Consider the following 12,383-nt stretch of genomic DNA (forward strand, 5'->3'; position numbering starts at 1 on the left):
ATGAAACGACATCTGTTGCTGGGCGCGGTGGTGCTGATCGGGCTGACTGGCTATGCCTCGGACCTGTTCGCTGATGATAAAGAGGCGCTGAAGGCGTTTGACACGGTACAGAAGGTGTTCCAGAGCCCGCGCTGTCAGAACTGCCATATCCCCGGCGATTCGCCTTTACAGTTCGACGCCGGCAATCCTCACGCGATGAGGGTGGTTCGCGGGATGGATGGCAAAGGGGCGGCCGGTCTGCCGTGTGCCAGTTGCCATGCCGACAGCAATCCGCCCGCCAGTTATGGGCCTCACACACCGCCCGGAGCGCCGCATTGGAGCCTGCCGCCAGCCGCGCACAAAATGGCCTGGATCGGCCTGCCGCCCGACAGGTTGTGCGCAATGATCAAGGATCGTTCCAGTAATGGCGATCGTGATTTTGCGGCACTGATCAAACATGTCAGCGAGGACAAACTGGTGCTCTGGGGCTGGCATCCAGGTGAGGGACGGACGCCGGTGCCGGTGCCCCACGACATTTTCGTCACCCAGTTCAAACTCTGGGCGGACGCTGGAGGGCCGTGTCCGGTGGCGGGTAGCTGACCAGCGGCGCGTTTATAGGGAGTCAAACCGGGTGTGAACGACTCTAACGTTTATATCCATCAAGGGAGTGAGTAATGCTAACCCCAGAAAAACCGCTCAAACCCGGCGTGGGCACGCCGAACGTCCTCGACGGCGCCGTGCAGGACCGCGATGTACTGCGCGACCTGGCGCGCAAGGCCGAGCAAGAACTGATGGGCGTGCAGATGGCGAGCATGGATGAGTTGACGCTGCTGTCCAATCGTCATGGCTTCGAGGCTCTGGCCCAATTGGCGCTGGAGGCTTGTCGGCAGTTGGGCCAACCTGCGACCCTGTTGTTTTTCGACCTTGACGACTTCAAGCGCATCAACCGGTTGTATGGGCGTGCCGAGGGCGACAACGCCCTGAAAACCTTTGCCGACGTGCTGCGCATCGCTTTTCGTGAAAGCGATGTGATCGGTCGGCTGGGCAGCGATGAGTTTGCTGCCTTGTTGACCGGCGCCAACACGGTGGAGATTGCCGCGATCAGGGCGCGCCTCGAAGAAATACTCGATGAGCGTAATGCCACGGTGCATCGTGGCTATGACATTCGCTTCAGTGTCGGGCAGATCGAGTTTGATGCTCAGCTAACCCAAACGGCGCAAGATCTGCTGGCTCTGGTCGATAAGGCGTTGCGTGCCCGACAGTTCGAAGCTCGTCATTCTTGAATGGCGCCTTGCAAAACCGCTGCAACGTGCTCGGCCGTTCGTAACAGCCGACCATCCTCTCTGAACCTTCCGATCATCTGTAGCCCGACAGGCAACATGGCTTGGCCGGGCCTCAGCGGTATGTTCAGTTGCGGCCAGCCAAACGCCCCCCAGAACTTGATGAAGTCCGACGGCCCGGTGCTTTCCAGGCCGACCGGCGCGACCATCCCGCAAGAGGCGCCGAGCATGGCGTCGAAGGGGCGGCAAAGCTCGCTCAAGCGTGGGGCAAGATCGGCCAGGCGCGCCTTGGCAGCGGATTCCTGTTGCCAGGTTGTGGTTGCCGCCCGCTCGAACATGGCCAGGGTCGAAGGGCTCAATTGTGTTCGGTGTTGTTGAAACTCCTTTGCCAGCGAGCGGGCACCTTCGCAATCGTTAATCAACTGATGATCGTCGAACACACCGGCAAACTCATCCGGCAGCCGTACGTCGCTCACGTGATGGCCGGCGCTGCGCAACTGATCCACCGCCTGTTCCAGGGCAAGGACCACGTCGGGGTCCACTTGATCCCAGCGCGACGTGCGGCAGAACCCCAAGTGCAGCGGACGTCGCTCGATGTCCGGCACCACGAACCCGGGAATCAACACGCGCGCTACCAGGTGCAGGTCGCGCACTGACTGGCCATACCAACCCACGGTGTCGAAGCTCGGCGCCAACGGTTTTACCCCTTCCAGCGACACCAGTCCCAGCGACGGTTTGAAAGCGAAGAGGCCGCAGTAGGATGCCGGCTTGAGCAACGAGCCAGCGGTCTGGGTGCCCAGCGCCAGGGCAAAGAACCCTGCAGCCATCCCGGCCGCCGAGCCCGCGCTGGAGCTGCCCGGCGTTCGCGTAAGGTCGTGGGGATTGCGGGTTGGACCGGTGTGCATGTACGCAAACTCGGTGGTATGGGTCTTGCCCATGATCAGCGCCCCGGCCTGGCGCAGCAGCGTCACGACGTGGGCGTCCCGGGAGGGTTGATGGTCGGTATAGATGGGTGAATAGAACTGCGTGGGGTGGGTCGCAGTGTCGAAAATGTCCTTGATACCCACGGGGACGCCGGCCAGCAGACCCTGGCCGTTGTGCTGCGCCGCATCGGCGCGGACCTGCCGGGCGTCGAACGAGACAAAAGCCTGGATATCCGGCTCTTGCGCCTGAATGCGTTGAAGAAAGGTTTCGACGACGATGGCAGCGGTGGTCTCGCCATTGACCACCGCTTCACTGAGGGTGGTGGCGTCAAGGGGCAGGCGGATCATTTGGCGAACAACTGATTGATATTTTTGAACGCCTTGAACTCCAGAGCATTGCCGCAGGGATCGAAAAGAAACATCGTGGCTTGTTCGCCCACCAATCCCTGAAACCGGATGCCCGGCTCGATCACGAAGTGTGTACCCAGGGCTTTCAGGCGTTCGGCCAGCGCCTCCCATTCTTCCATCGGCAATACCACACCGAAATGCGGCACCGGTACGTTGTGGCCGTCCACGGCGTTGGTATGGGCGGCTTCCTGAGAAGCGTTTTTCGGGGCCAGATGAATCACCAGTTGATGGCCGAAAAAGTTGAAATCGACCCAGTGATCGCTGGAGCGACCTTCTTCCAGGCCGAACACCTCACCATAGAAACGCCGGGTAGCGTCCAGATCGTAAACCGGGATGGCCAAATGAAAAGGGGACAGTTGCATCGGATGTGCCTCGACGGGTTGAGCGTTGAGGCTGAGTTTAGTCCTGTGCTTTTTGATTAAAAGACGATAATTTTTGCAGCGAGCTCAAATTATTTCGATCAATTGGGGGCAGTATGCTGCGGGAACTGAAAACCTTCATTGCTGTGACGCGCCATGGCACGTTCGCAGCGGCAGGCATGCACATCGGCCTGACTCAGTCGGCGGTCAGCGCGCAGATCCGCAATCTGGAGCAGGCGTTGGGCATCCGTCTGTTCGATCGCACCGGGCGTCAGGCACTCCTCAATGCCGCAGGGCAGCGAGCGTTGCCGATGGCTCAGGAAATGCTCGAGATCTTCAGTCGCATGGCCGTCAGTGATGACATCAGCGAGTTTCGTGGCGAATTGAAGATCGGCGCGGTGGCCACCGTCCAGACCGGTTTGTTGCCACGGGCGCTGTTGCGACTCAGGCAACAGGCGCCGTTGCTGGAGGCGAAACTGGTGCCGGGGGTATCCCTGAACCTGCTGAGCCAGGTGGACACTGGCGAAGTGGACCTGGCGATTCTGATCAAGCCGCCGTTTGAATTACCCAAGGAATTATCGGTGCAAGTCATTCGCCGGGAGCCGTTTGTGCTGATCGTGCCGGCCGACCTTGAGGGGGATGACCCGCTGCAGTTACTCGCCAGCCATCCTCACGTACGCTACGACCGCAATTCATTCGGTGGGCGATTGGTGACGCGTTTTTTGCGCGAGCAGCAGATTGATGTACAGGTGGCTCTGGAGCTGGATGAGCTGGAAGCCATTGTCAAGATGGTGGAATGCGGGCTGGGTGTTTCGCTATTGCCCGAGGCGGGGCTGTGGCTTGAGCATGGGGCGAAGGTCAGGATCATCCCGCTGGGAGAGCTGACGTTCTACCGGGAGATCGTGCTGTTGCAGCGTTATAGCCAGCGTACACAGCCGATCCAGCAGTTGTTTGCTCAGTGTTTGTTGTGAAGATCTTTTGAATTTGAGGGCACAAAAAACCCGCCTGAAGAGGCGGGTTTTTTAACGGCTAACCGAAGATCACTCTTCGATGTTGCCCATGGCGGTGGTGTTGAAGCCGCCGTCTACGTACATGATTTCGCCGCTGATGCCGGACGCCAGGTCCGAGCACAGGAAGGCGCCGGCGTTGCCGACTTCTTCGATGGTGACGTTACGACGCAGCGGGGTTTGCGCTTCGTTGGCGGCCAGCATTTTGCGGAAGTTCTTGATGCCGGAAGCGGCGAGGGTGCGGATCGGGCCAGCCGATACGCAGTTGACGCGGGTGCCGTCCGGGCCCAGGGAGCCGGCCAGGTAACGTACGCCAGCTTCCAGGGAAGCCTTGGCCATGCCCATTACGTTGTAGTTCGGCATGGTGCGCTCGGCGCCCAGGTACGACAGGGTCAGCAGGCTGCCATTGCGGCCTTTCATCATTTCGCGACCAGCCTTGGCCAGGGCCACGAAGCTGTAGGCGCTGATGTCGTGAGCGATGCGGAAACCTTCACGGGTGGTGGCTTCGGTGAAGTCGCCGTCCAGTTGGTCGCCCGGGGCGAAGCCGACGGAGTGCACGATGCAGTCCAGGCCGTCCCACTTCTTGCTCAACTCTTCGAAGACCTTGGCGATTTCGGCATCGCTGGCCACGTCGCACGGGAAGCACAGCTCAGGGCTCGAACCCCAGCCCTGTGCGAATTCTTCGACACGACCCTTGAGTTTGTCGTTCTGATAAGTGAAGGCAAGCTCAGCGCCCTCGCGATGCATGGCGGCAGCGATGCCGGATGCGATGGACAGCTTGCTGGCGACACCGACGATCAGTACGCGCTTACCGGCGAGAAAACCCATGTGTTGCTCCTCTCTTTCAGGTTTATTGCGCAGTGGCTGGTGCCAGAAAAGCGGCTTCCAGCAACTGCTGTGTATACGGATGTTGGGGGGCGGCAAAGATACTTTGCGCGTCTCCCTGTTCGACCACTTGGCCATGCTTGACCACCATCAGCTGGTGGCTCAGCGCTTTGACGACAGCCAGGTCATGGCTGATAAACAAATACGTCAGGTTGTACTTGGTTTGCAGTGAACGTAGCAGCTCCACCACTTGGCGTTGCACGGTGCGGTCGAGGGCCGAAGTCGGCTCGTCCAGCAGAATCAACGCCGGTTTTAGCACTAAAGCCCGGGCAATGGCGATTCTCTGCCGCTGCCCACCGGAAAATTCATGGGGGTAGCGGTGCCGGGTTTCCGGGTCCAGGCCTACCTCCTTGAGTGCCGCAATAATCGCTTGTTCCTGCTCGGCCTCGGTGCCCATCTTGTGGATCCGCAGGCCTTCGCCGACGATCTGGCTCACGCACATCCGTGGGCTCAGGCTGCCGAAAGGGTCCTGGAACACCACCTGCATTTCCCGCCGCAGCGGCCGAACCTGTTGCTGCGTCAGGCAGTCTAGCTGCTTGCCTTCAAAACGGATTGCCCCTTTGCTGCCGATCAGCCGCAAAATCGCCAAACCGAGCGTCGACTTGCCGGAACCGCTTTCTCCCACAATCCCCAGAGTCTGTCCCTGGGGCAGGCTGAAATTGATGCCGTCCACCGCCTTGATGTGGTCGACGGTCTTTTTCAGAAAGCCTTTCTTGATCGGGAACCAGACTTTCAGGTCCTCGACCTGCAGCAATGGCGGGCCAATTACATTGGTCGCAGGCTTGCCGCTGGGCTCCGCTGCCAGCAGTTCCCGGGTGTACGGATGCTGCGGCGCGCGGAACAATTCTTCGCACGATGCCTGTTCGACGATGCAACCGCGCTGCATGACACATACGCGATGCGCAATTCTTCGTACAAGGTTCAAATCGTGACTGATCAGTAACAGCGCCATGCCCAGGCGGGCCTGCAATTCCTTGAGCAATTCGAGGATTTTCAGCTGAACAGTCACGTCCAGAGCGGTGGTCGGTTCGTCGGCGATCAGCAGTTCCGGCTCGTTGGCCAGGGCCATGGCGATCATGACCCGCTGGCGCTGGCCACCGGACAATTCGTGGGGCAGGGCCTTGAGACGCTTCTCGGGTTCCGGGATGCCGACCATCTCCAGCAGCTCCAGCGTGCGCCTGGTCGCGACTTTGCCGGTCAGGCCCTTGTGGATGCCCAATACCTCGTTGATCTGCTTCTCGATCGAGTGCAGTGGGTTGAGCGAGGTCATCGGCTCTTGAAAGATCATCGCGATCCGGTTGCCGCGGATGTGGCGGATGGTTTTCTCTTTCAGCTCCAACAAGTTCCGGTCGGAATAGGTGATGGTGCCGGACGGATGCCGGGCCAGCGGATAGGGCAGCAGCCGCAGGATCGAGTGGGCAGTCACCGATTTGCCGGAGCCGCTTTCACCCACCAGCGCCAGGGTTTCGCCGCGCTTGATGTCGAAGCTGACGCCTTCGACCACCCGCTGAACGTGCTCGCCAACGACAAATTCGACGGCCAGGTCGCGCACTTCGATCAGATTGTCCTGATTCATTTCACTTCCTCGGGTCGAAGGCATCGCGAGCGGACTCGCCGATGAATACCAGCAAACTCAACATCAACGCCAGCACCGCAAACGCACTCATACCGAGCCACGGCGCTTGCAGGTTGGATTTGCCCTGAGCCACCAACTCACCCAGCGACGGGGCGCCCGGCGGCAAACCGAAGCCGAGGAAGTCGAGGGCGGTCAGCGTACCGATGGCGCCGGTCAGGATGAACGGCATGAAGGTCATGGTCGAGACCATGGCGTTGGGCAAAATGTGGCGGAACATGATCGCACCATTCTGCATGCCCAGCGCCCGGGCCGCGCGCACGTACTCCAGATTCCGCCCGCGCAGGAACTCCGCGCGCACCACATCCACCAGGCTCATCCACGAAAACAGCAACATGATCCCCAGCAGCCACCAGAAGTTCGGCTGCACGAAACTGGCGAGGATGATCAGCAGGTACAGTACCGGCAGCCCGGACCAGATCTCCAGGAAACGCTGCCCGGCCAGGTCGACCCAGCCGCCATAAAAGCCCTGCAAGGCGCCGGCGATCACGCCGATGATCGAGCTGAGAATGGTCAGCGTCAAAGCGAACAGCACCGAAATCCGGAAACCGTAAATCACCCGGGCCAACACGTCGCGGCCCTGGTCATCGGTGCCCAGCAGGTTGTCGGCGGACGGCGGCGCCGGGGCCGGGACTTTCAGGTCGTAGTTGATGCTCTGGTAGCTGTAGGGGATCGGCGCCCACACCACCCAGGCGTCCTTGGCCTTGAGCAGTTCGCGGATGTACGGGCTCTTGTAGTTGGCTTCCAGCGGGAATTCACCGCCGAACGCGGTTTCCGGATAGCGCTTGAGCGCCGGGAAGTACCAGGCGTTGTCGTAATGCACCACCAGCGGTTTGTCGTTGGCGATCAGCTCGGCGCCGAGGCTTGCGCCGAACAGAATCAGAAACAGCCACAACGACCACCAGCCTCGCTTGTTGGCCTTGAACAGCTCGAAACGTCGGCGATTGAGAGGGGACAGGTTCATCTCAATGCTCCCGGCTTTCGAAGTCGATGCGCGGATCGACAAGGGTGTACGTGAGGTCGCCGATCAGCTTGAGCACCAGCCCCAGCAGCGTGAAGATGAACAGCGTGCCGAAGACGATCGGGTAGTCGCGGTTGATCGCTGCTTCGAAACTCATCAGGCCGAGGCCGTCGAGGGAGAAGATCACTTCCACCAGCAATGAGCCGGTGAAGAAGATCCCGATGAGCGCTGAAGGGAAGCCGGCGATCACCAACAGCATCGCGTTGCGAAACACGTGGCCGTAGAGCACGCGGTGACGGGTCAGGCCCTTGGCTTTGGCGGTGACCACGTATTGCTTGTTGATTTCGTCGAGGAAGCTGTTTTTGGTCAGCAGCGTCATGGTCGCGAAGTGGCCGATCACCAGTGCAGTGACCGGCAGAGCCAGGTGCCAGAAATAATCGAGGATCTTGCCGCCGGTGCTGAGCTCATCAAAGTTGTTCGAGGTCAGGCCCCGTAGCGGGAACCAGTCGAAATAGCTGCCGCCGGCGAACACCACAATCAGCAGGATGGCGAACAGGAACGCCGGGATCGCGTAACCGACGATGATCGCCGAACTGGTCCACACATCGAAGTGGCTGCCGTGGCGTGTCGCCTTGGCGATCCCCAGCGGGATCGACACCAGGTACATGATCAGCGTGCTCCACAGCCCGAGGGAGATCGACACCGGCATCTTTTCCTTGATCAGGTCGATGACCTTGGCGTCGCGGAAGAAGCTGTCGCCGAAATCCAGGGTGGCGTAGTTCTTGATCATGATCCACAAGCGTTCCGGCGCCGATTTGTCGAAGCCATACATGTGCTCGATTTCCTTGACCAGCGCCGGGTCCAGGCCCTGGGCGCCGCGATAGGCGGAACCTGCCACCGACACTTCGGCTCCGCCGCCGGCAATGCGGCTGGTGGCGCCTTCGAAGCCTTCGAGTTTGGCGATCATCTGTTCCACCGGCCCACCGGGGGCGGCCTGGATGATCACGAAGTTGATCAGCAAAATGCCAAACAGGGTCGGGATGATCAGCAGCAGTCGCCGAAAAATATACGCCAGCATCTGATTACTCCGTGCCCGCAGGGTCGGCTTGCAGTTTTGTTTCGACTTCTATCGCAGGTGTCGCGTCGGGCTTGACCCACCAGGTATTGATGCCGATGTCATATTTGGGTGAAACCTTCGGGTGGCCGATGTGGTTCCAGTACGCCACACGCCAGGTCTTGATGTGCCAGTTGGGGATCACGTAATAGCCCCATTGCAGCACCCGGTCCAGCGCCCGGGCGTGGGCCACCAGGCTTTTGCGCGAATCGGCGTTGATCAGTTGCTCGACCAGTTGGTCCACTACTGGGTCTTTAAGGCCCATGGAGTTGCGGCTGCCGGGTTTGTCGGCGGCGGCAGTCATCCAGAACTCGCGCTGTTCGTTACCCGGTGAGTTGGATTGCGGGAAACTGCCGACGATCATGTCGAAGTCCCGGGAGCGTACGCGGTTGATGTATTGCGAGACGTCGACCCGACGGATCACCAGATCGATGCCCAGGTCGCTGAGGTTGCGCTTGAACGGCAGCAGCACCCGCTCGAACTCGGTCTGGGCCAGCAGGAACTCGATGGTCACCGGTTTGCCGGTGGCGTCGACCATCTTGTCGTCGACGATCCGCCAGCCGGCCTCTTGCAGCAGTTGATAGGCTTTGCGCTGCTGGGTGCGGATCATGCCGCTGGCGTCGGTCAGCGGGTTCTGGAACGCCTCGCTGAACACTTGCTCGGGAATCTTGCCGCGGAACGGGTCGAGAATCGCCAGTTGATCGGCGTCCGGCAGGCCAGTGGCGGCCATTTCCGAGTTTTCGAAGTAACTGCGGGTACGCACGTAGGCGCCGTTGAACAGTTGCTTGTTGGTCCACTCGAAGTCCAGCAACAGGGTCAGCGCCTGGCGCACGCGCACATCCTGGAACACCGGACGACGCAGGTTGAACACGAAGCCTTGCATGCCGGTGGGGTTGCCGTTGGGAATTTCTTCCTTGATCAGCCGCCCTTCGGTCACCGCCGGAAGGTTGTAGGCCTTGGCCCAGTTTTTCGCGGACATTTCCAGCCAGTAGTCGAACTGACCGGCCTTGAGCGCTTCCAGCGCGACGGTGTTGTCGCGGTAATAGTCAGTGGTCATCACATCGAAGTTGTAGAACCCGCGATTGACCGGCAGGTCCTTGCCCCAGTAATCCTTGACCCGTTCATAGCGCACCGAACGCCCGGCCTTCACTTCGGTGACTTTGTACGGGCCGCTGCCCAGCGGCAGTTCCAGGTTGCCCTTGTTGAAATCGCGGGTGGCCCACCAATGCTTGGGCAATACCGGCAATTGGCCGAGGATCAGCGGCAGTTCGCGGTTGTTGGTGTGCTTGAACTTGAACAGCACGGTGAGCGGGTCTTCGGCGATCGCTTCTTCCACGTCGCTGTAATAGCCGCGGTAGAGCGGGGCGCCGTCCTTGATCAGGGTCTGGAAGCTGAACACCACGTCTTCGGCGCGCACCGGGTGGCCGTCGTGAAAACGAGCTTCGGGACGCAGGTAGAAGCGCACCCAGCTGTTGTCCGGGGCTTTCTCGATTTTGCCGGCGATCAGGCCGTATTCAGTGAAGGGTTCATCCAGACCCTGTTTGGCCAGGGTGTCGTAGATCATGCTGATGTCGTCGGCCGGCACGCCTTTGCTGATGAACGGATTGAGGCTGTCGAAGCCACCGAACCCGGCCTGACGGAAGATCCCGCCCTTCGGCGCGTCGGGGTTTACGTAATCGAAGTGCTTGAAGTCGGCCGGGTATTTCGGCGGCTCGTTGTACAGGGTCAAGGCGTGTTGCGGGGCGGCGCAGGCCAGCCCGGCGAACAACAGACCGCTGGCCTGCAAGAGCAGGGCGCGTAAGGGAGTCATTGATCTTTCTCCGAAGATTTCAGCCACCAAGCGCTCAGGCCCAGGGTGTAGGGCGGCGTGGTGACGAAGGCGAACCGGTTGCGGTAGGCCAAGCGGTGATAATTGAGGTACCAGTTGGGAATGATGTAGTGCTGCCATAGCAGCACCCGGTCGAGCGCCTTGCCGGCGGCGACTTGTTCATCCCGGGTCTGGGCGCCGAGCAGTTGTTCGAGCAAATGGTCGACCACCGGGTCGGCGATGCCTGCGTAGTTCTTGCTGCCCTTGATCCCGACCTGGCTGGAGTGGAAGTACTGCCATTGTTCCAGGCCCGGGCTGAGGGTCTGGTTGAGGGTCATCAGGATCATGTCGAAATCGAATTGATCGAGGCGCTGTTTGTACTGGGCGCGATCGACCGTGCGCAGCCGTGCGTCGATACCGATGCTGGCGAGGTTCTCGACGTAAGGCTGAAGGATCCGCTCCAGGTTCGGGTTGACCAGCAGGATCTCGAAGCGTAGCGGTTGGCCGATGCTGTTCTGCAGCCGCTGGCCATTGAGCTTCCAACCGGCTTCGGCGAGCAGGCCCAAGGCCTTGCGCATGGTTTCGCGCGGAATGCCGCGGCCTTCGGTCTGCGGCAGGCTGAACGGCTCGGTGAGCAGCTTGGCGGGCAACTGATCGCGATAGGGCTTGAGCAACAGCCACTCGTGGCCGACCGGCAGTCCCGTGGCAGAGAACTCGCTGTTGGGGTAGTAACTCATGGCGCGTGTGTAGGCGCCGCTGAACAGCGTGCGGTTGGTCCACTCGAAATCGAACATCAGTCCCAGCGCTTCACGGACCTTGATCTGGGCGAAGGTCGACCGCCGAGTGTTCATGAACAGGCCCTGGCTCTGGGTCGGGATCTGGTGCGGGATCTGCGCCTTGATCACCTCGCCACGGCGCACGGCCGGGAAGTCGTAGCCGTTGTCCCAGTTTTTCGCCTGATGCTCGATGTAGATGTCGAACTCGCCGGCCTTGAACGCTTCGAAGGCCACGTCGCTGTCACGGTAGAACTCGACTTCCATGCGATCGACGTTGTATTTGCCGCGATTGACCGGCAGGTCCTTGCCCCAGTAATCCTTGACCCGTTCGAAGACGATCTGCCGCCCGGGGGTTACCGAAGTGATGCGATACGGCCCACTGCCCAATGGCGGCTCGAAGGTGGTGGCCTTGAAGTCGCGATCTTTCCAGTAATGCTGGGGCAACACCGGCAACTCGCCCAGGCGCAGGATCAGCAACGGATTACCGGAGCGCTTGAAGACGAAGCGAATGCGCTGCGGGTTGAGGATGTCGACCCGCGACACTTCCTGCAGGTTGGTGCGGTATTGCGGATGACCTTCCTTGAGCAGCAGACGGTAAGAAAACGCGACATCGTAAGCGGTGATCGGCGTGCCATCGTGGAAGCGCGCTTCGGGGCGCAGGTTGAACACCACCCAGCTGCGGTCTTCGCTGTATTCCACCGATTGGGCGATCAGGCCATAACTGGACGTCGGCTCATCGCCCGACGGTGCGTACTGGCCGGTGCCGACCATCAGCGGTTCGTTGAGTTCGTTGATGCCGTATTGCAGGAAGTTGGCCGTGGAAACCGGGCTCGAACCTTTGAAGGTGTAAGGGTTGAGCGTATCGAAGGTGCCAAACGCCATCACCCGCAACGTACCGCCCTTGGGCGCTTGCGGGTTGACCCAGTCGAAGTGGGTAAATCTGGCCGGGTACTTGAGCGTGCCGAACTGCGCATAACCGTGGCTTTCGCTGATCGTCGCGCTTGCGGGGGAGCTCAAGGCCAGGCTGATCAGGAGCAGGAGGAGGGGACGCTTCAAGTCAGAGATCCGATCCAGGCGGCTTGGGCTTTGTGGGCCGTACAGTAACAGCTTGTATCGACAGGAAAAAGACGGGGGCTTAATGCATTGTTAACCGCTGCCTCGATAGCCCTGCGGATCGCAGAACCTGTGGCGAGGGAGCTTGCTCCCGCTGGGTTGCGAAGCAGCCCCAAAACCTGAAATCCGGTAACTTCT

The 12,383-nt window shown here is 60.4% G+C and carries 11 protein-coding genes; 3 read left to right on the plus strand and 8 right to left on the minus strand.

Annotation, left to right across the window (positions count from 1 at the left end; all coding sequences use genetic code 11):
• Both ACEN8R_RS08245 and ACEN8R_RS08250 read left to right on the plus strand, forming a co-directional pair.
• On the plus strand, positions 1 to 579 hold the full coding sequence (locus ACEN8R_RS08245; RefSeq protein WP_018929632.1) for a hypothetical protein: 579 nt from the start codon (positions 1 to 3) through the stop codon (positions 577 to 579).
• A 74-nt stretch (positions 580 to 653) separates the two neighbouring features.
• Positions 654 to 1,262, plus strand: coding sequence for a GGDEF domain-containing protein (locus ACEN8R_RS08250; RefSeq protein ID WP_064618228.1), 609 nt, complete (start codon positions 654 to 656; stop codon positions 1,260 to 1,262).
• Here the strand turns inward: ACEN8R_RS08250 and ACEN8R_RS08255 are convergent.
• A complete protein-coding gene (locus tag ACEN8R_RS08255; RefSeq protein WP_111453536.1) occupies positions 1,253 to 2,530 on the minus strand; it encodes an amidase in 1,278 nt (425 codons plus the stop codon). The genes ACEN8R_RS08250 and ACEN8R_RS08255 overlap by 10 nt on opposite strands.
• A complete protein-coding gene (locus ACEN8R_RS08260; protein WP_495624749.1) occupies positions 2,527 to 2,952 on the minus strand; it encodes a VOC family protein in 426 nt (141 codons plus the stop codon). Before ACEN8R_RS08260 ends, ACEN8R_RS08255 begins: the two co-directional genes overlap by 4 nt.
• 113 nt (positions 2,953 to 3,065) lie before the next feature.
• Between ACEN8R_RS08260 and ACEN8R_RS08265 the strand changes: the two genes are divergently transcribed.
• On the plus strand, positions 3,066 to 3,920 hold the full coding sequence (locus ACEN8R_RS08265) for a LysR family transcriptional regulator (RefSeq protein ID WP_018929628.1): 855 nt from the start codon (positions 3,066 to 3,068) through the stop codon (positions 3,918 to 3,920).
• A gap of 69 nt (positions 3,921 to 3,989) precedes the next feature.
• Here ACEN8R_RS08265 and fabI read toward each other — a convergent pair whose 3' ends face one another.
• From fabI to ACEN8R_RS08295, 6 genes are read right to left on the minus strand one after another with little or no spacing between them, the layout of a single operon-like run.
• A complete protein-coding gene (gene fabI, locus ACEN8R_RS08270) occupies positions 3,990 to 4,784 on the minus strand; it encodes an enoyl-ACP reductase FabI (protein ID WP_007937760.1) in 795 nt (264 codons plus the stop codon).
• 22 nt (positions 4,785 to 4,806) lie between these two features.
• Positions 4,807 to 6,417, minus strand: a complete 1,611-nt coding sequence (locus ACEN8R_RS08275; protein WP_018929627.1) for an ABC transporter ATP-binding protein — start codon at positions 6,415 to 6,417, stop codon at positions 4,807 to 4,809.
• A 1-nt stretch (position 6,418) separates the two neighbouring features.
• A complete protein-coding gene (locus tag ACEN8R_RS08280; RefSeq protein WP_007906755.1) occupies positions 6,419 to 7,438 on the minus strand; it encodes an ABC transporter permease in 1,020 nt (339 codons plus the stop codon).
• A 1-nt stretch (position 7,439) separates the two neighbouring features.
• On the minus strand, positions 7,440 to 8,513 hold the full coding sequence (locus ACEN8R_RS08285) for a microcin C ABC transporter permease YejB (protein ID WP_018929626.1): 1,074 nt from the start codon (positions 8,511 to 8,513) through the stop codon (positions 7,440 to 7,442).
• Between the two features lie 4 nt (positions 8,514 to 8,517).
• The gene (locus ACEN8R_RS08290) at positions 8,518 to 10,359 is read right to left on the minus strand and encodes an extracellular solute-binding protein (RefSeq protein WP_018929625.1); all 1,842 of its coding nucleotides are present in this window, start codon (positions 10,357 to 10,359) and stop codon (positions 8,518 to 8,520) included.
• Positions 10,356 to 12,188 carry an extracellular solute-binding protein gene (locus tag ACEN8R_RS08295; RefSeq protein ID WP_018929624.1) on the minus strand — a complete coding sequence of 611 codons (1,833 nt, stop codon included), beginning with the start codon at positions 12,186 to 12,188 and terminating at the stop codon, positions 10,356 to 10,358. The genes ACEN8R_RS08290 and ACEN8R_RS08295 overlap by 4 nt, the downstream gene beginning before the upstream one ends.
• Positions 12,189 to 12,383 lie beyond the last annotated feature (195 nt).

The sequence above is a fragment of the Pseudomonas sp. Pseusp15 genome (assembly GCF_059492165.1).